This window comes from Nocardia sp. BMG51109 (genome assembly GCF_000526215.1).
Lineage (GTDB): Bacteria > Actinomycetota > Actinomycetes > Mycobacteriales > Mycobacteriaceae > Nocardia.
The window spans coordinates 2,276,219-2,295,223 of the sequence record NZ_JAFQ01000004.1 but is presented as its reverse complement, the minus strand read 5'-3'; the positions used below and the strand labels follow the sequence as shown (position 1 = coordinate 2,295,223).

The following is a 19,005-nucleotide window of genomic DNA, read 5'->3' as shown; positions in this document are numbered from 1 at the left end:
CCCGAGCGAAATGCTCGGGGCCCGCGCTGTTTTCGAAGGTTGATCTACCAGATCCGCACGCGCTCGGCCGGATCCAGGTACAGCGCGTCACCCTCCGTCACGTCGAACGCCTCGTGGAAGCCGTCCAGGTTGCGGACCACGCCGTTGCAGCGGAACTCGGGCGGCGAGTGCGGGTCCACGGCCAGGCGCCGAATCGCCTCCTCCCGGCGGGATTTGGTGCGCCACACCTGTGCCCAGCCGAAGAACACCCGCTGCAGGCCGGTGAGCCCGTCGACGACCGGCGGCTCGGCACCGTTCAGCGAAATCCGGTAGGCCTGCAGGGCGATCGAGAGGCCACCCAGATCACCGATGTTCTCGCCGATCGTGAACTCGCCGTTCACCGTGTGGTTGTCGGGGAGATCCGCGGGGGAGAACCGGTCGTACTGATCGACCAACGCCTTGGTGCGCTTGCCGAATTCGGTGCGGTCGGCATCGGTCCACCAGTCGATCATATTGCCGTCGCCGTCGTATTTGCTGCCCTGATCGTCGAATCCGTGCCCGATCTCGTGGCCGATCACGGCGCCGATACCGCCGTAGTTGGCGGCGTCGTCGGCGTTCATGTCGAAGAATGGCGGCTGCAGGATCGCGGCGGGGAAGACGATCTCGTTCATCCCCGGGTTGTAGTAGGCGTTCACCGTCTGCGGCGTCATGAACCACTCGTCGCGATCGACCGGACCTCCGAGCTTGTTCAGGTCGCGATCGTGTTCGGCGGCGTAGCCGCTGCGGTAGTTGCCGACCAGATCGGCCGGATCGATCTGCACGGCGGAGTAGTCGCGCCAGCGATCCGGGTAGCCGATCTTCGGGGTGAACTTCTCCAGCTTGGCGAGCGCGGCCTCGCGGGTCTCGGGCCCCATCCAGTCCAGCTGGGCGATATTGCGGCGGTACGCCTCGGTCAGGTTGTCCACCAGCTGCCGCATGCGCTGCTTGGCCTCGGGCGGAAAGTGCTCGGCCACGTACAGCTTGCCGACCGCCTCGCCGAGCAGGTCCTGCACCAGCGACACACCGCGCTTCCAGCGCTCGCGATTCTCCTGCGCCCCGGTGAGCGTGCGGCCGTAGAAGTCGAAGTTCTCCTCGACCAGTGCGGCGGTCAGATACGCCGCGCGGGACCGCAGCACCCGCCAGCTCGCCCAGGCGCGCCAATCCTCCAGCGGCTCCGACGCCCACAGCCGGGCGAAGGTGCGCACGTAATCCGGTTGGCGCACAACAACTTCGGCGAACAGTTCCGAGGCAGGACGGTCGGCTCCCGACGCCGTCGCGGCGGCCCATGCGGCCCAGTCGAATTCCGGGTTCACCTCGGCGAGCGCCGCGAAAGTGGTGAGGTTGTAGCTCAATTCGGCATCGCGGCGGCGCACCACGTCCCAGTGCCCGGCGGCAAGCTCGCGCTCCAGTTCGAAGGCCCGCCGCGGGTCGTGGTCGATCCCGGCGAGGGCGAACATGCGGCCGATGTGTTCGACATAGGCCGTGCGGATATCCGCGTAATCGTCACTGCGGTAATAGGATTCGTCGGGCAGGCCGATGCCGGACTGGGTCGCGTGCACCAGGTAGCGCTGCGAGTTCTTGTCGTCGGTGTCGACGTAGAACATCAGCGCGCCGCCGACGCCGGTGCGCTGCAGGCGGCCCAGCAGCGCGGCGAACTCCCCGCGGTCGGTCACCTCGCGTATCGCGGCCAGCTCGTCGGCGACCGGGGACAGCCCGGCGGCCTCCACGGCCGGCTCGTCCATGAAGCTGTTGTACAGGTCGCCGATCTTGCGCTCTTCGCTACCGGGCGCGGCGTCCGAGGCCGAGGCGCCCAGAATAATCGTCTGGACGTCGAGCTCGGCCTGGTCGTACAGCGTCCGGAAGGCGCCGTCGACCGCGCGATCGGCCGGAATCTCGTAGCTCTCCAGCCACTTGCCGTTGACGTGCGCGAACAGGTCGTCCTGCACCCGCACGGCCGCGTCGCGATAGGTCAGATCGATACCGGAGGGGGTCGTCACATCCGCAGTCACGATCTCCAGTATGCCGATCCGAACGAGTGCGTGCCGGGCCCGTGAACCGTGATACCGCCCCGCCCGGCACCGCCTCGCGGGACGTTCCCGCCGCGCACACGGGTGCACCCACCGGCCGGACCGGCGCCTACCCGGGAACGGGTACGCGATCGAACTCACCGTCGCGCGCCCCGGCCACGAAGGCAGCCCACTCGCCCGCCGTATAGCCGAGCTCGACATCTCCGCATCGCACCACCGCGCCGCCCGTACCGGACACGGCCGCGGTCAGTGCGCCCGGCGTGGGGCCGGCGGCCCGCCCGAGCACGGCGTCGAGAAAGGCCATCCACTCGCCGGCCGTGACGGCGATGACGGGCTCGTCCTCGGGGCGATCGGCCGGATCGCGCCGGAACTTGCTGTCGCGAACGAATACCGCGGCACCGTCGAACCGGACCTCCACGCACTGGTTGCCGTTGTTGGTGCGGGTCGAGGTGAACCAGCCGGTGGCCTCCGGCCGATACCTGGCGGCGGTTGACATGCGCAAAATTTTACACGTCGGCATGCTTCCTGATCAGCGCCAATGACTCGGTGCGGCCGAGCGATTGGTCCAATGCGCGCACGTAGGCGAAGGCCAGGTCGCGGACCTGTTCCGGATTGTCGACCGCACCGCCGAAGACGGCGCTCTCGGCCCAGGCGAAGGTCGGCAGGCTCTCGTCGGCGAAGTCCAGCAGGTGGAAGCTGGAGCCGCCGAGAATGGCACCCGCCGGGGCGCTGAACGGAATCACCCGTACCTCCACCGTCTCGATGTCCTCGAGCAGATCCGCCAGATACCGCAGCTGGCCGTGCAGCACCTTCGGCCCGCCGATCTGCTGCAGCAACGTCGCCTCGCTCATCACCGCGGTGAGTTCGACCCGGTCCGGGCCGCGCAACCGCTGCTGTCTGCGCATCCGCACCGCGACCAGCTGTTCCACCTGCACCGGGCGGATCATCACGTCGGCGCTGATCAACGCCCGCGCGTAATCCTCCGTCTGCAGCAGGCCCGGCACCACCAGGCTGTCGTAGCTGCGGACGGAGTCGGCGCCGTACTCCATGCCGTAGTAGCGCTGCAGATCCGGCCCGATCAGCGCCGACGACTTGGCCCACCAGCCGCGATCCTTGCTGGCCGCGAGCAGGGTGAGCAGTTCGTCGCGCTCCTCGTCTCCCACCTCCAGCAGATCCAGCACGGGTCCGATGGTGTTCGACGTCAGCACCCGGCGGCCCTTCTCCACATGCGACCAGTTGGCGGGGGTGAAGCCGACCTGCCTGGCGAACGTCGCCGAATCGAAGCCGCGTAGTTCACGCAGTTCACGCAGGCGCAGGACCAATTCCCAGCGGGCAACCGTAGGGGACAGGGGAGCCATGAGTCGTGATGCTACGCCGCGCCGTTCACCGGTGGGTGACTATTGTCATTCCCTACGTCAATTGGTCGGGGCAGGGGTGAGCGTGACACCCAGATCGTTCCCCACCCTGTCCTCGAAATCTCGCTGGCACTGGTCGAGCCTGGCCTGATCACTGCCGGCATCGCGGACACAGTCCATGTAGTCCCGGCCGCCGTGGTCCTCGAAGAAGCCCCAGATGACGATCGCCCCGACCACACCGCCGATCAGTGCCAGCAGGCCCAGCACGATGCCAGCCACCGCCATCCCGAACCCGCCGGCCGTGCCGCGGCGTGCCTTGACGGCCGCGATGATGCCGAACAGCACCGCGAACACGCCCAGGACGATCGCGCCGACGATGGTGATCAGTGCGACCACGGCCAGAATGCCCAGCACCAGCGCGGTGATCGCGAGGCCCCGCCGCTTCGGCGACTCCTGCCAGTACTGCTGACCCGGATAGTCGCCCGGCGGGGGCGGGGGATACTGCCCTTGCGGGGGATATTGGCCTTGCGGGGGCGGGTACTGATCGGGCGGCGGATACTCGGGCATGGCGGTCCTCTCGTTCACCTGGGCGAAATGCCGGATTCGGGCGACCCTCGGATGCTATTGCGCCCCGAGCCGTGCGTGCATCTCCCACACGAGGATCTCCGCGGGCGAGTTCACCGCGATCCGCTGACCGCCACTGCGGGCCAGCCGCACCGCGTCGCCCGCGTAGAGGGCTCCGACGCCCTCCATCTCGATCTCGCCCGCGGCGACGAACAAGTGCAGGTAGGGGGCTTCGGGGAGATGCACCGGCGGGGCCCCGGACGCCGCCGGCATCCGCGCGACGTGCAGTGCGGAATGGCTGCTGTTGATGGCGATCGCGGTGCGGTCGCGGTAGCGCGGCAGGCCCGAGGCCACCGTCACCAGCCCGCCGCCGGCCAGTTCGTCATCGATCTCCCACTGCTGGTAGCCGGGCTCCAGACCGGGCTCGTCGGGCACCACCCACATCTGCACGAAATGCACCGGCTCGGCGGTATCACCCCGGTCCGGCGCCGGCCCGCGCGCATCGTTCTTCTCCGAGTGCAGGATCCCCGAGCCGGCGCTCATGCGCTGGGCCAGGCCCGGATAGATCACGCCGCTGTGCCCGAGCGAATCCTGGTGTACCAGTGCGCCACTCAGGACCCAGGTGACGATCTCCATATCCCGATGGGGATGGGTGTCGAAGCCCTGGCCCGGCGCGACGATGTCCTCGTTGTTCACCAGCAACAGGCCGTGATGGGTGTTGTCGGGATCGTAGTGTTCGCCGAAGGAGAAGGAATGCTTCGAATCCAGCCATGCCACACGGGTTTTCATGCGGTCGCCGCCGCGATGGACGTCGATGTGTGGTGTCGTGAGTATGGACACCGTGGTCCTCCTCTCCGGCCGAGCACCGATCATGTTTCAGGGTAGGAGCACATCGCGGACCAGGTAACGAATTCCCCGCGAATTCTACCGCGCCACCTCGGCCGCTCCCGGGCGGCGAGGGCGTCGGACCCCACGGTAGGCTGCGGATCTGCCGGACCGCCGCGGCACCCGCTCGACGCCCGGCACGGCCGGCGCCCGGCAACCACCGCGGCGCGGTGCCCGCCCGCGGACGACCGTAACCTGGTGTGCCGCAACCTGAACCGGAGGTGAATCGCGGATGCGACCCGAGGTGCTCACGGGTCTCGAACGCACTCTCCGGCAGCGTGCCCGCTCGTCGGGCGTCGTCGGCTCCGGATCGTCCGCCACTCCGCTTCCGCAATACGAAACCACTGGTAGTACGGCGTGTCGCGGCAAACTGCCCGGCCCGGACACCGCGCCGCCGGATCGTTGCGCATCCGAGGGGCGAGCGAGCGAGATCGGCCGGGTACCGAGTCGGCGCCCCGCGACGCGCGCTGTCGGCCCGGCGACGCGCTGTCTCGACGGGCGATCGCCGGACGCCCGGGCGCCGCGACCGGATATCCGAAACACCTTGTCCGCCTTGCTGACCGCGACCGTCAGACCGTGCGGATGACCGAACGCCTCGCCTCGGGCCCGGACGAATCCGCCACCGCGGAACCCCGCTCCCGCTGGGCCGCCGCGCTGGCCGCCACCGCCCGCAATCCCGGCATGCTGCGGCTGGCGCTGGTGCGCTTCGCCGGACAGTTCGGCGACGGCATGTTCCAGGCGGCGCTGTCGGGCGCGATCCTGTTCAATCCGGAGCGCGCCACCGATCCGCTGGACATCGCGGCCGGATTCACCGTGCTGCTGCTGCCGTACTCGCTGATCGGCCCGTACGCCGGGGCACTGCTGGACCGCTGGGACCGGCGGATGGTGCTGCTGGTGGCGAACGTGCTGCGCGGCGCGCTGATCGCGGCGACCGCCGCCGTCCTGCTGGCCGGGATCGGCGAGACCCCGCTGCTCCTGCTGGCGCTGGCGGTGGTCGGGACCAGCCGATTCGTGTTGTCCGGGGCCAGTGCGGCGCTGCCGCGGGTACTGGAACAGCGCTGGCTGGTACCGATGAACTCGGTGCTGGCCACGGCGGCCTCGGGCTGCGCCGGGGCCGGCGCGGCCGCCTCGGTCGCGATCATCGGCGGCATCGGCACGGGCGATTTCGCCTCCGCGGTGGCGGTCGCCGTCAGTGCGGCCGGATCCGTCGTCGGCGCGCTGGCGGCGCTGAGCTTCCACCGCCACCGCCTCGGGCCGGAGCGCTCGGCGACCGCACCGCGCAGTTCGCTGCGTGCCATCGTGACCGGGCTGGGCACCGGGGCGCGGGCGGTGTGGGAATCGCGCGAATGCACCACCGCGATGATCGGCATCGGCGCGCACCGCATCGTGTTCGGCGCCGACACCCTGCTGATGGTGCTGGTGCTGCGGCGCTCGCCGGAGGAGTTGTCGCTGAGCAGCGGGCTGATCGGATTCGGGGTGGCCATCGCGGCCGCGGCATCCGGGATGCTGGTCGCCGCCGTGCTGGCGCCGGTGCTGATCCCGTGGCTGGGCCGACCGCGCACGGTGCTGGCGGGCCTGGCCACCGCCGTGCTGGTGCAGGCGGCGCTGGTCACGCCCATCACGCTGGCCACCGGTCCGGCCGAGCAGCGGGCCCATCAGCTGCTGCTGGTCGGCGCGTTCCTGCTGGGGCTGGCCGGCCAGACCATCAAGCTGACCGGCGACGCCTGCCTGCAGATCGATGTCGACGACGCCCGGCGCGGCCAGGTGTTCGCCCTGCAGGACACCGTCTTCAACATCACCTTCGTGGCGGCCGTCGCCGGGACGGCGATGCTGATCCCGGACGACGGCCGCTCGGCGGCGGTGGCGCTGGCCGGGGCGGCGGTCTACGGGCTGGGTATCCTCGCCATCGCGCTCGACACCCGGCGGCGCGCCGTCACACGCCCGGACCGATCTGTTCGTCCCACACACCCAGACCGCTCGGATCGGTGAAGAAGCTGTCCAGCGCGCCGTCGTCGTCGAGATCCAGTGCCGATACGTCGGCGACGCCGTCGCCGTCCGAATCCCACAGCGCGTCGTCGGCCAGGCCGTCGCCGTCGAAGTCCAGGGCGATCGCATCGGCTGCCCCGGTGCCGGACAGCTCCAGATCGGCCGCCGACGACCAGGCCTGGCGAACCCCGTCGCCGATGCCGAAGACATACTCGATATCGGTCATAACCAACTCCGACGCGCCCGGACCGCAACCGGTTCCCGCCTGCCGTGCTGCGAACGGGCAAATCGGTCGGTTAGATTGGACAGGCTTGTGCTCGGCCCCGGTGACAGCGGTGGCCGATTGTGTGATATCACCGCAGTTCGGCCGGTTACCGAGAGAACAGGGAGAGCATGGGAAGAGGCACTGCGCCTGCGCTTTTCGGTGTCCTGCTGACCGCCCTCGGCCTCGCCGCTCCGGCCGCCGCGGCGCCCGCGCCGTGGGCACCGGCACCGGTGAACGCCTGCGGCGAAACGGGTTTCGACCCGCTGGCGCGCGAGCCCGACCCGAACGCGCCACCGGCGCCGGTGCTGCCGCCGAATATTGATATCCCGGTGCCGATTCCGGAGATCGTTCCGGTTCCGGTTCCCGGGCCGCAGCCGGACAACACCCGCATCGATCCGGCGCCGCTGCCGCCCGACCCCTGCGCCAACCCGTGTCCCGACATTCGCGACACACCCAAGCCCGCCGCCGCCGAGGAACCGGCGAAGCCGAAGGAGCCCGCCCCCGACTCCTCCGGTTCCGGGTCGGGATCGGCCGACTCGGGCTCCGGCGACTCGGGCTCCGGCTCCAATTCGGGCTCCGGCGACTCGGGCTCCGGCGGCGGATCGAACTCCGGCTCGGGCAGCGGGTCCGGCTCCAACTCCGGCCCCTTCAACCTGCCGAGCGTGCGCATCAAGCCCGAGCCCGAACCGATTCCGATCCCGGTGCCGGGCGGCGAACCGCCGGCGCCGCAGACCCCGCCGCCGCCGATCGTCCATCCGGCCGAGCCGGGACCGATCGCCGCACCGGTGGCGCCTCGCCACCTCGAGTCGACGCGACTGGTGAACCAGGTGACCGGTCACGGCTCGACCAACCGCACCGATATGCGCTGGGGCGTCGACGGCACCGACCTGGGCATCATGTGGGAGACCAAGCCGGACGAGATCGCCGTGCTGTTCGGCGACACCTTCGGCAAGGGCTGGCACCCGGGCGGGGCCGGCGGGGCCGATCAGGACTGGCGCAGCAACGTCCTCGGCTACAGCACCGAACGCGACCTGTCCAAGGGTCTGAGCATCGATACGATGGTGCAGGACAGCCGTTGTCACGCCGCCGAACTGCTGGACAGCCGGAAGATCAAGAATTACGAGACCACTGTGATCCCGACCTCCGGCTTCGCGCTCGGCGGCCGGCAGTACGTGAGCTACATGTCGGTCAATCACTGGGACCGCATCCCGGGCATGTGGTGGACCAACAACGGCGGGCTCGCCTACTCCGACGACAACGGCCGCACCTGGGTCAAGGACCAGTACGCCAAGTGGGACAACATGTTCGGGCTGCACCGGTTCCAGGTCACCACGATGGTCCCGCACGGCGACTACGTGTACATGTTCGGCACCCCGAACGGCCGCGTCGGCGTCATCGGACTGGCCCGGGTGCCCCGCGCCGAGGTGCTCAACAAGTCGGCCTACCAGTACTGGGTGAACGGCACCTGGGCGCCGGCCGCCGAGAACACCGCCACCCCGGTGCTTCCGGGCATCGCGGGTGAGATCTCGGTCCGGTACGACGAATCCAGCGGCCAATGGCAGATGGTGTACCTGGATCCGGCGCGACAGGCCATCGTGCTGCGCACCGCGGCCGAGCCCCAGGGCGCCTGGAACGAGGGCCTGCCCCTGGTGAACACGACCGAGTATCCGGCGTCCTACGGCGGTTTCATCCACCCGTGGTCGACCGGCAAGGACCTGTACTTCACCATGTCGGCCTGGGACAGCTACAACGTCTACCTGATGCACTCGACCCTCGACGAACCCGCCGACCCGTAGTCGCACCGCGGACCGTCCGCGTCAGCACGGATAGACCTGCACCTCCGTGGTTTTCACCGCGAAGTAGACCTCCAAGCCGGGAGCGAGGCCGAGTTCGGCGACGGCCGCCGGGGTCAGGTCGGCGATCGGGCCCGGCGCACCGTCGGGCCCGTCGTCGGTGTGCACGCGGACGATGCCGCCGCGGTCGGTGAGTTCGGCGACGCGGACCCGAAAGACGTTGCGCGGACTGCCGGTCGGGTGGTCCCGGTGCACGGCGACGGCGGCGGGGGAGAAGACCGCCGCGGCCCGGACCTCGGGCAGCCATGCGCTGTCGCGACATCCGTGCACGAGATCGTCCCCGCAGCGCACCGCACCCGTCAGCTGTCGGGAATCCGCCGGTGCCGCAGCATCGCTCGCGGCCGCGCCGTCCTCGACCGACGGGCGTGACATTCCGGCCTCGCCGTCGGCCACCGCGGTACCGATCATCAGGTTCACCCCCGCGATCCGGGCGGCGAACGCGCTGCGGGGACGCGCCAGCACGGCGGCCACCGGACCCTGTTCGACGATCCGCCCGGAGTCCAGCACCACCACGCGATCGGCGAGTGTGAGGGCGTCGACGATGTCGTGGGTGACCAGAATCGCGCTGAGCCCCTTGGTGTCCCGCCGCTCGCGCAACACTCGGCGCAGCAGGGTGCGCATGGCCGGCGCGGCGGTCACGTCGAGGGCGGCCATCGGTTCGTCCAGCAGCACCACCCGCGGCTCGACGGCCAGCGCCCGGGCCAGCGCGACCCGCTGCGCCTGACCACCGGACAGTGCCCCCGGCCGCCGCCCGGCCAGCGCCGACGCGTCGACGGCGCCCAGCCAGCCGCGGGCCGCCCGCGCCGCGGCCCGCGCCCGCATTCCCCGGCTGCGTGGCCCGAACGCCACGTTCGCCTCCGCCGACAGATGCGGGAACAGGAGCGGATCCTGTGCCAGCAGCGAGATTTCGCGGCGATGCGGCGGCACCGCGACACCCTCGGCGACATCCGTGAGCACCCGGCCGCCCCACCGGACGTGGCCGACGTCCGGCCGCACCAGCCCCGCCACCACCTCCAGCAGGGTCGACTTCCCGGCCCCGTTCGGCCCGAGCACCGCCAGCACCTCGCCGGGGGCGACACTCAGTTCCGCGGTCAGACCGCGCTCCGCGACGCGAACCGAAACATCCAGCCCGGGTCGACCATCCGCCCCACCGGTCACCACCCACTCTCCTTTCCGCGAGTCCTACGGCGGAATTCGCGGTGGGCAATCGGGCCGGGGAAGGCAATCACGGCCACAGCCGACTCGCGCCCGGCAACACGGGTCGAAACCTCCTGCTCCGCAAGACCGTCCGGCCCACGGCCATCGAGCACCGCCCTCCTGCCGACCGAGTTCATGGATGTGTCTCGGGCGGAACCCGATGCGTGGCGCCGTGCCGAACTCATCGCCGCCGCCCTCGGCCGGAGCCGCCCCAGCGCCACAGTCCGCCCGCCCACTCGCGCCCCCCGGCCACCCCCACCCGGCGGTACGCGACCAGCACGATCACCACCGCGACCAGCACCAGCAGCAGCGAAAGCGCCACGGCCGCATCGGGATCGTCCTCGCGCTGCAGATAGATCTCCAGCGGCAGCGTCCTGGTGCGCCCGCGCAGGCTGCCGGCGAAGGTGAGGGTGGCGCCGAACTCACCCAGGGCCCGGGCGAACGACAGCACCGCACCCGACACCAGCGCGGGACGCAACAGCGGCACCGTGATTCGCCACCAGACCGTGCTCGGCCCGGCGCCCAGGGTGGCGGCGATCCGCTCGTACCGCTCCCCGGCGGTGCGCATCGCGCCCTCCAGGGTGATCACCAGGAACGGCAGCGCCACGAAGACCTGTGCCAGCACGACGGCGGTGGTACTGAACGCGATCCGGATTCCCGCCGCCTCCAGGTGCCCGCCCAGCATCCCGTTGCGCCCGAACAGGTACAGCAGCGCGAGGCCGCCGACGACGGGCGGCAGGACCAGCGGCAGCAACACCATCGCGCGCAACACCGGCAGTATCCGCCAGCGCACCCGGGCGAGCACCACCGCCATCGGCACCCCCAGCAGCACGCACAGCGCGGTGCTGGCCACGCCGGTCTTCATGCTGAGCGACAAGGCATCTCGCGAGGTCGGCGAGCTCACCAGCCCGAAGAAGTCCGACCAGTCGACCGCCCCCGCCAGCGCCACCAGCGGCGCGGCCACGAACGCGAAGCCGGCCAACGCCGGTACCAGCACCCACCGCGGCACGGCAAGCCCGGGGCCGCGCAACAACATCCGCGTCGCACGAGCCGCCCTGGACCCGGGCGCGAGATCGTGGTCACCCGCCTGCCCGGGATCAGCCGGCCGTACAGCGGACCGATCGGTGATCAACCGGCACCACCCCGATCTCCCTCGGCGCCCGGCCGATTCGGATGACACGGCTCCTTCGTCACGCGGTGGTGGACAGTAGCCGTCACACGCCGCAGGCCCGATCGCGGCTCCACCGGGCATGGCCACCCGGACCCGACCGCCGCTACGGCCCGCCCGACGGAATCGACCGGCATGCGGCACCTCGTCGACCGGCACCGAGCGGACAGCGATGTGCCACGGTGCGGTCTACCGGTATCACCACCGAGGACTGCCCGGGCGAGATCCTCCGGCCCACACATCATTCCGGTGCCCACCGCGCGGCCGCCGACAGCACGGGACGATCCTGTGCCACAGGAGCTTTCCCGCCCGGAGCACCGAGTCGTGCGGGGACCGCCCAGCGGATTCACGGCGCGCCGAAGCCGGCCCTCGACAGCGCCGCGCGACCCTGCGGCCCGGTGACCAGCTCCTCGAACTGGCGCGCCAGTTCGGACTGCTTCGAATCGGCCACGGTGGCAAGGGGATAGGTGTTGACCGCGCCCGCGGATTCGGGGAAGGGCACGGTGGCGACCTTGTCACCCGCACCCGCGGCGTCGGTGACGTACACCAGCCCGGCATCGGCCTCGCCCGAGGTCACCTTGGCCAGCACATCGGTCACCGCCGACTCCTCGCTCACCGGCGAGAGGGCCACGTGCGCGGCGGTGGTCACCTTCTTCGTCGCGGAACCGCACGGCACCTGCGGTGCGCACACCACCAGCCGCAGCTCCGGCTGGGCCAGGTCCGTCAGTGCCGCAATATGTTTCGGGTTGCCGGGCGGGGTGACGATGGTCAGCACGTTGGTGGCGAAGGTCTGCGGCGGCTCGGTGATCCGGCCGGTCTTCACCACCTTGTCCATATTGGCGGTATCGGCGGAGGCGAAGACGTCCGCGGGCGCACCCTGATTCAGCTGTGCGGCCAGATCCGACGAACCGGCAAAGGAGAAAGCCACTTTCGTCCCCGGATGCGCCGACTCGAACTCGGTGCCGAGGCCGGTGAAGACCTGGTTCAGCGAGGCCGCCGCGAACACCGTCACCGTGGTCGCGCCGCCGCCGGAGTCCGACGAGCCACAGCCCACCGATCCCATCGTGACGGCGGCCGCCGCGCACAGCACACCGATCCGCCGCAGCCCGCCGCCACGGCGGTCGCCGCCGGTCACCGCGGAGGCGTCTCGACCACGACCGTGGTCGCCTTCACGCTCGCCACCGCGACGCTGCCCGGTTCCAGACCGAGCGCCCGCACCGACTCGCTGCTCATCAACGACACCACCGTGAACGGTCCGCATTGCATCTCCACCTGTGCCATCACCCCGTCGGCCACCACACGGGTGACCAGTCCGGGGAACCGATTGCGTGCCGAACTGGCACTGCCCAGCCGGGCCTGTGGCGGCCGGGCGTGGTCGACCGCCAGTGCGGCCAGGTCCCGTCCGTCGATCGCCAGCCGGCCCGCGTCGTCCTTGTGCGCGGCGAGCGTGCCGGCATCGATCCACCGGCGCACGGTGTCGTCGCTGACACCGAGCAGTTCGGCGGCGTCTCGGATACGCAAGCTGGGCACCGCAGCAGCATATGCCCGCATTTTCGGATCAACAACGTTCAATGATCCGAATCTGCGGATACGGGAAATCATTGTTTTCGGAGAAGTCACCCACGGCGCGCGTCCGCCGACGACGCCGCCCAGTACGCTCGAAGCAATCATGGCCACCTATTTCGACCCGCGGTTCTGGTCGCCGCTGCGCGCCGTCGGCCTCGGCCGTCGCCTGTTCGCCCCGGTCCGGCTGGAGCAGTGGAGCGCCCGGACGACCGCCTGGCTGGATCCGGTGGCCGATCTGGGCGCCGGCACCGTCACCGCGCTGCTGCCCGACGTGCTGATGACGCTGCTCAGCGAGGGCATCCTGAGCCAGTTCGGCGGCAAGGAGGTCACCGCCACCCTGCTCGGCCACGAGATGACGGCCACGCTGCGGACGCTCGAGGTCCGCCGCCGCGGGGCGCACTTCCGGACCAGGACGGTGCTGACCGATCTGGTGTGGAGCGAGCACCCGATCGAGGAGATGACCGTCGTCGCACACGGCGTCCGGCTGATCCCGGGGATGCCGACCAAGGTGCGCACCGCCAACCTCGACGTCACGGGCACCGTCTCCACCACGGCGCTGGTCGAATGGCTCGACCGGTGGCGGTTGGACTGGCGGCTCGGCGTCGACGCGGAGACCGGGCTGATCACCGCACGGCACCGGCGCCGACGAATCAGTGCCCTGGTAGACGCGACGATCAGGGAGAATCTCCTGCACGTCACCGTGCACCGGGCGACCCGCCTCGGCATCCGTATTCCCCGGCGGTGGATCCGGATCGCCCCGATACCGCTGACCGGCCTACCGAAACGCCTCACCGTCGTGCGCGCCGACCGGGACACGGACCGGGTTCACTTCCGCATCGATATACCCGAGATCACCGGCTCGTTCGATCTCACCCAGATCCGCTCCGCCATCGTCGCCGGCACCACGCTGATCGTGTTCTGAAGTCCCCGATCGTCTTCCGAAGTCCCTGGTGCGGCCGAAGTCCTAGGGCGCGCCGGAGTTCCACCACTCCAGCAGCGCCTCCGTCGCCTCGTCCCGCGACATCGGCCCGCGATCCATCCGCAGGTCCTTCAGGTACCGCCACGCCCGGCCGACCTGCGGACCGGGTTCCAGGCCCAGCAGTTCCATGATGGCGTTGCCGTCCAGGTCCGGGCGCACCCGCTCCAGGTCCTCCTGCTGCCGCAGGCGTTCGATGCGCGTCTCCAGGTCGTCGTAGGTCGACTGCAACTGGGCGGCCCGGCGCTTGTTCCGGGTGGTGCAGTCGGCGCGTACCAGTTTGTGCAGCCGCGGCAGCAGATCGCCGGCGTCGGTCACGTAGCGGCGCACCGCCGAATCGGTCCACTGGCCCTTGCCGTAGCCGTGGAAGCGCAGGTGCAGGTAGACCAGCCGGGCCACGTCCTCGGTGAACTGCTTCGGATACTTCAACGTGCGCATACGTTTGCGCGTCATCTTGGCCCCGACCACCTCGTGGTGGTGGAAGCTCACCCCGCCGCCGGGCTCGTTGCGCTTGGTCGGCGGCTTGCCGATGTCGTGCAGCAGGGCCGCCCAGCGCAGCACCAGGTCCGGATCGCCCTCCTCCTGGTCGACGGCCTGCCGCAGCACCGTCAGGGAGTGCTGGTAGACGTCCTTGTGCTGGTGGTGCTCGTCGATCTCCAACCGCATCGCCGGCACCTCCGGTAGCACCCGTTCGGCCAGGCCGGTCTCGCACATGACGTCGATGCCCTCGGTCGGATGCTCGCCGGCGATCAGCTTGTCCAGCTCGGCGCGCACGCGTTCGGCCGTGATCCGGTCGATCTCGTCGGCCATGGCGGCGATCGCCGCACGGACCCGCGACGCCGGATCGAATCCCAGCTGCGCCACGAAGCGCGCGGCACGCAACATCCGCAGCGGATCGTCGTGAAACGAATCCTCCGGCGCCGCAGGCGTATCCAGCACCCCGGCCAGCAGCGCGTCCATGCCGTTCAGCGGATCGAGGAACTGCAGCTCGCCCTCGGCGCCGATCCGCACGGCCATGGCGTTGACGGTGAAATCGCGCCGGACCAGGTCGCCGTCGAGGGTGTCGCCGAAGGTCACCTCCGGATTGCGTGATATCCGGTCGTAGCTGTCGCTGCGGAAGGTGGTGATCTCCAGCTGCCAGCCCAGTTTCGACGCGCTCACCGTGCCGAACGCCAAACCGCCGGTGTCCCACAGATTGTCGGCCCACCCGCGCAGGAGCTGCTGCACGTCGTCCGGGCGCGCGTCGGTGGTGAAATCCAGGTCCGTGCCCAGCCGGCCCAGCACCGCGTCGCGCACGCTGCCGCCGACCAGATACAGCTGATGCCCGCGCGCGGCGAACATCTCGCCGAGCGGCGTCAGCACATCCGACAGCCTGCCCAGGGTTATCGCCGCGGCCGCGAGTAGACGAGTACGACGATCCACGCTCGGATCGGACACTCTCGGATCAGACACTGCTGCATCCTCGAACTTCGGCGAAACCACGGGAACGCAGCTTAGTTGGTCGTCGAACGCCGCCCGCCGCCGCTACGCGGCGGACGCCGCCCGGGGCCGCCGTGGCCCGGCGAGCGGAACGAGGCGACGGACTCGGCACAGCTAGACTGACGCAGTGTCTCCGGCCGATCGCGCGAACAGTCGACGTCGCCAGCCCCGGCGCCGCGGTTCGGCCGGTAATGCGGCGGACAACCGCAGGGGCAAACCACGCATGCGCACCGTCCGCGAAACCTCCGCGGGCGGCCTGGTCGTCGACGGTCTGAACGGGCCCCGCGAGAACCGTTCCGCGGCCCTCATCGGACGTACCGACCGCCGGGGTCGGTTACTGTGGTCGCTGCCCAAGGGACATATCGAAGAGGGGGAGACCGCCGAGCAGACGGCCGTGCGCGAGGTCGCCGAGGAGACCGGCATCGACGGGGTGGTCGTCGCCGAGCTCGGGAGTATCGACTACTGGTTCGTCACCGAAGGCCGCCGGGTACACAAGACCGTGCATCACTATCTGATGCGGTCGGTGGGCGGCGAGCTGTCGGACGCGGACATCGAGGTCACGAAGGTGGCTTGGGTGCCGTTGAGCGAGCTGGACTCCCGGCTCGCCTACGCCGACGAGCGCCGGCTGGCCGAGGTCGCGAACCGCCTGATCGACCGGATGGAGAACGGCAGACAATGACGCGTGAGGGCCGCCGTCGGCACCGCTGCGTGCCGATGCTCATCGCGCTGGCTCTGGCGGTGCTGGCCGCACCGTTCGCCGGGCCGGCGACCGCACAGCCATCGGGCAGTAGCGGTTCGCCGTCGTCGAGATTCCTCAAGCTCACCCTCGATTCGGTGGCGCCGAACACGGTGACCACCAGCAGCGACTCGGTGCTGACGGTGACCGGGACGGTCACCAATATCGGCGATCGGGTGGTCGACGACGTCAGCGTGCGCGCCCAGCGCGCGCGGGCCATCGACGACCCCAGCGGCCTGCGCTCCGCCCTGCAGCTGGACCAGGTGAACTACGACGTCGTCGGCCCGTTCCAGGACGTCACCGATCGCCTGAGCCCGGGTCAGCGCAAACAGTTCACGCTGCGGATCGGGATCCGCGAGCAGGCGCACGGCAGCGCGGGCAGCGCACCGGTCACCTCCTCGCTGGACATCACCGACCCCGGTGTCTACCCGCTGCTGCTGAACGTCAACGGCGAACCCGCCTACGGCAATCAGGCCCGCCTCGACGACGCCCGGTTCCTGCTTCCCGTGCTCGGCCTGCCGCCGACCTCCACCGATGCGGAAGATGCCGGAGCGCAGTCCGTTCCGGCGACCACCGACTCCCCGGTGGCCACCAGCCTGATCTGGCCGCTGGCCGATCGGCCGCGGCGGGTCGGCGGCATCCCCGGTTCGGTCGACGGCCAGGAATTGCTGACCGACGACGAACTGGCCGGTGAGCTGGCACCGGGCGGCCGCCTGGACCAACTGCTGTCGGCCCTGGAATCCACCCTGCGCCCCACGGCCGGGCGGGACACCCGCTCGGCACCGGGCCTGTCCGATGCCATCTGCCTGGCCGTCGACCCCGATCTGTTGCTCACCGTCTCGGATATGACCGAGGGATATCGAGTGCTGGCCAGCCCGTCGGATCCCGACGGCCCGACCCGCGACGGCACCGGGACGAGTGCCGCACAGAACTGGCTGGACCGATTGCGCACGGTGGCGCAGTCGGTGTGCACCGTGGCGCTGCCGTACGCGCAGGTCGACATCGGCGCCCTGGCCGCCGTGCACGACGCCGACCTGACCAACCGCGCGCTCCGGTCACCGGCCGACATCGTCGATTCCTTGCTGTCGGTCCGATCGATGCGCGGGCTCGCCCTGCCCGCGGCGGGGAGCATCGATTCCGAGGCCGCCACGCTGCTCGCCGGGCAGGGCTACACCACCGCGGTACTCGCCGACAACGCCGTGGCGGAGGCCGATTCCCTCAGCACCGCAACGGGTTCCGGGGTATCGCGCACCGAGGGCGCCACGGTCCGCAGCACCGCCGCGGTATCCGCGGCGACCGATGCGCCCAGCCCGGAGATGGTGCGCCTGCCCGATATCACCGTGCCGTCGAACGGCGCTCAGCCGCAGCAGTCCGATTCCGCCCTGCGGGCGGCCACGTTCGACTCCTGGTCGGCCACCGCGCTGGCCGCGGTCGGCTCCAATCCGGCGACCCCGCCGTTCACCCCCGATACGGTGCGCTACGAGGTCACCAACGACTCCCGCACGGCCCGGCTGCAGGACGCGCTCGGCGCGGTGTCGTGGTCGGCGCTGAACCCGCAGTCCGGCCGACCCCGCGCAGAGTTGCTGATGCCGCCGCAGCAGTGGGGCGCCGGCCGGGACGAGGCGACCGCGCTGCTCGACCAGCTCGATCTGATGTTCCGCAGCGGGCTGGCGACGCCGCGCTCGTTCCGGGATCTGGCGGCACAGCAACCGGACCCCCGCCCGTTCGAGGTGAACTACCGTTCCGAGGTCGCCGACGCCGCGGTGCCGGACCGGTTCATCGCGCCCGCGCAGGAGCAGGGGCGGCGCATCACCGAACTGATGGGCGCGCTGGTCGAGGTGCCGCAGCAGGAACCGACGCCGCGCGGTTTCGTCACCCCGCTGCGCGACGACCTGGTCCGGGCGCTCACCACCTCGGACCGCACCAGCCCCGGCGCCCAGGCCGATACCGCAGCCCAGCGCCGGGTCGACCAGGTCACCCGCACGATGGACAATCTGTTCCGATCGGTCACCGTGCTGCCGCCGGGCGGCGTGTACACGCTGGCCTCCGAGCAGAGCCCGCTGCTGCTGGTGGCCCGCAACGAGCTGCCGGTCGCCATCCGGATCCGCCTGAAGATCGGCGTACCGGCCGAGACGAACATCACCGACATCGGGGAGCAACAGCTGCCGGCCGAGGGCACCCGGTCCTTCCAGATCCCCACCCAGGTCAGCGACAGCCGCAATCTGGTGATCCCGATCTCGATCACCACGGCGGACGGAATCCCGCTCGGCGATCCCACTTCGGTCTCGGTGCGGTCCAACGCCTACGGTCCCGCGTTGGCGATAATTACGGCATGCGCCGGTGCACTGCTGTTCCTGTTGGCCGGCCGCCGTTTGTGGCGCCGTTTCCGGGGACAGCCGGATCCGGCCGACGAGGGCCTGGATACGGGAATGCGCCGCAGGCTGAACCGGTATATGCGGGCACGGAAGCGGGTGCGCCGGCAACAGGAGGCACCATGAGCGACGACGGCCCGGGTATTTCGGGCACCGCCGCGCGGGGCGTCCTGTCCCGGCCCGGCGACGGATACCGGGATGATGGCAGCAGGCTCCGCGCCCCGTCCCGCATCGGTTCGCGGAGCGGTACCGACGGCCGGGCCGCGGGTCGCGAGGTCGACCTCCGGCACGACCGGGTCCCCTTATCCATCCGATCGGCCAGGGAGGAACGGTGAGCGAACACGACAGCCGTCCCCGGCCGACCGGGCCCGACGAGGGCCCGGAACCCCGTCGCGCCCCGTCCGCGCCGTGGGAACGCCACCGGCCCCGCCCGGCCCCGCCGATGCCGCCGGACGGCGCACCGGACGAGCCGCCACATCCGGGTCCGCAGGGTCCCCGTCGACAGGTCCCGCTGAGCGGCCCGATTCCCCGGGTGTCCACCGGTAATCCGAACCAGCC

General features: G+C 70.5%; 17 protein-coding genes. 6 read left to right on the top strand and 11 right to left on the bottom strand.

Going from position 1 to position 19,005, the window contains the following annotated elements; translation table 11 throughout:
* Positions 1 to 44: 44 nt before the first annotated feature.
* From D892_RS0111835 to D892_RS0111815, 5 genes are all read right to left on the bottom strand, one after another.
* Positions 45 to 2,015, bottom strand: a complete 1,971-nt coding sequence (locus D892_RS0111835; RefSeq protein WP_024801441.1) for a M13 family metallopeptidase — start codon at positions 2,013 to 2,015, stop codon at positions 45 to 47.
* 139 nt (positions 2,016 to 2,154) lie between these two features.
* Positions 2,155 to 2,541 carry a DUF397 domain-containing protein gene (locus D892_RS0111830; protein ID WP_024801440.1) on the bottom strand — a complete coding sequence of 129 codons (387 nt, stop codon included), beginning with the start codon at positions 2,539 to 2,541 and terminating at the stop codon, positions 2,155 to 2,157.
* Positions 2,542 to 2,551: 10 nt separating this feature from the next.
* On the bottom strand, positions 2,552 to 3,403 hold the full coding sequence (locus D892_RS0111825) for a DUF5753 domain-containing protein (RefSeq protein ID WP_024801439.1): 852 nt from the start codon (positions 3,401 to 3,403) through the stop codon (positions 2,552 to 2,554).
* A 57-nt stretch (positions 3,404 to 3,460) separates the two neighbouring features.
* Positions 3,461 to 3,967, bottom strand: coding sequence for a DUF4190 domain-containing protein (locus D892_RS0111820; protein WP_024801438.1), 507 nt, complete (start codon positions 3,965 to 3,967; stop codon positions 3,461 to 3,463).
* 54 nt (positions 3,968 to 4,021) lie between these two features.
* Positions 4,022 to 4,804, bottom strand: coding sequence for a pirin-like bicupin family protein (locus D892_RS0111815; protein ID WP_024801437.1), 783 nt, complete (start codon positions 4,802 to 4,804; stop codon positions 4,022 to 4,024).
* A 627-nt stretch (positions 4,805 to 5,431) separates the two neighbouring features.
* Between D892_RS0111815 and D892_RS0111810 the strand changes: the two genes are divergently transcribed.
* Entirely contained in the window at positions 5,432 to 6,838 is a 1,407-nt protein-coding gene (locus D892_RS0111810) for an MFS transporter (protein ID WP_024801436.1), read from the top strand.
* Here D892_RS0111810 and D892_RS0111805 read toward each other — a convergent pair.
* A complete protein-coding gene (locus D892_RS0111805; RefSeq protein WP_024801435.1) occupies positions 6,783 to 7,061 on the bottom strand; it encodes a hypothetical protein in 279 nt (92 codons plus the stop codon). The genes D892_RS0111810 and D892_RS0111805 overlap by 56 nt on opposite strands.
* A 167-nt stretch (positions 7,062 to 7,228) precedes the next feature.
* On the opposite strand from D892_RS0111805, the gene D892_RS0111800 reads away from it, so the two are divergent.
* Complete coding sequence (locus tag D892_RS0111800; protein ID WP_024801434.1) at positions 7,229 to 8,896, top strand: DUF4185 domain-containing protein; 1,668 nt, start codon at positions 7,229 to 7,231, stop codon at positions 8,894 to 8,896.
* A 21-nt stretch (positions 8,897 to 8,917) separates the two neighbouring features.
* On the opposite strand, the gene D892_RS0111795 is transcribed toward D892_RS0111800, so the two are convergent.
* The 4 genes from D892_RS0111795 to D892_RS0111780 all read right to left on the bottom strand — a co-directional run bounded on the left by D892_RS0111795 (position 8,918) and on the right by D892_RS0111780 (position 12,848).
* Positions 8,918 to 10,111 carry an ABC transporter ATP-binding protein gene (locus tag D892_RS0111795; protein WP_024801433.1) on the bottom strand — a complete coding sequence of 398 codons (1,194 nt, stop codon included), beginning with the start codon at positions 10,109 to 10,111 and terminating at the stop codon, positions 8,918 to 8,920.
* A gap of 220 nt (positions 10,112 to 10,331) precedes the next feature.
* Positions 10,332 to 11,186 (bottom strand): ABC transporter permease, encoded by an 855-nt coding sequence (locus tag D892_RS0111790; protein WP_051499046.1) that lies wholly within the window; start codon positions 11,184 to 11,186, stop codon positions 10,332 to 10,334.
* Between the two features lie 478 nt (positions 11,187 to 11,664).
* The gene (gene modA / locus D892_RS0111785; protein ID WP_084161502.1) at positions 11,665 to 12,381 is read right to left on the bottom strand and encodes a molybdate ABC transporter substrate-binding protein; all 717 of its coding nucleotides are present in this window, start codon (positions 12,379 to 12,381) and stop codon (positions 11,665 to 11,667) included.
* Between the two features lie 68 nt (positions 12,382 to 12,449).
* Complete coding sequence (locus D892_RS0111780) at positions 12,450 to 12,848, bottom strand: TOBE domain-containing protein (protein WP_024801430.1); 399 nt, start codon at positions 12,846 to 12,848, stop codon at positions 12,450 to 12,452.
* A gap of 139 nt (positions 12,849 to 12,987) precedes the next feature.
* On the opposite strand from D892_RS0111780, the gene D892_RS0111775 reads away from it, so the two are divergent.
* Complete coding sequence (locus tag D892_RS0111775) at positions 12,988 to 13,806, top strand: hypothetical protein (protein ID WP_024801429.1); 819 nt, start codon at positions 12,988 to 12,990, stop codon at positions 13,804 to 13,806.
* A gap of 42 nt (positions 13,807 to 13,848) precedes the next feature.
* Here D892_RS0111775 and D892_RS0111770 read toward each other — a convergent pair whose 3' ends face one another.
* A complete protein-coding gene (locus D892_RS0111770; protein ID WP_024801428.1) occupies positions 13,849 to 15,297 on the bottom strand; it encodes a CCA tRNA nucleotidyltransferase in 1,449 nt (482 codons plus the stop codon).
* A 169-nt stretch (positions 15,298 to 15,466) separates the two neighbouring features.
* Here D892_RS0111770 and D892_RS0111765 point away from each other — a divergent pair, with 169 nt between their 5' ends.
* The 3 genes from D892_RS0111765 to D892_RS0111755 are packed head-to-tail and all read left to right on the top strand — an operon-like array spanning position 15,467 to position 18,782.
* Positions 15,467 to 16,018, top strand: coding sequence for an NUDIX hydrolase (locus D892_RS0111765; RefSeq protein WP_036566951.1), 552 nt, complete (start codon positions 15,467 to 15,469; stop codon positions 16,016 to 16,018).
* On the top strand, positions 16,015 to 18,573 hold the full coding sequence (locus D892_RS0111760) for a DUF6049 family protein (protein WP_024801426.1): 2,559 nt from the start codon (positions 16,015 to 16,017) through the stop codon (positions 18,571 to 18,573). Before D892_RS0111765 ends, D892_RS0111760 begins: the two co-directional genes overlap by 4 nt.
* On the top strand, positions 18,570 to 18,782 hold the full coding sequence (locus D892_RS0111755) for a hypothetical protein (protein ID WP_024801425.1): 213 nt from the start codon (positions 18,570 to 18,572) through the stop codon (positions 18,780 to 18,782). Before D892_RS0111760 ends, D892_RS0111755 begins: the two co-directional genes overlap by 4 nt.
* The last annotated feature ends 223 nt before the right edge of the window (positions 18,783 to 19,005 follow it).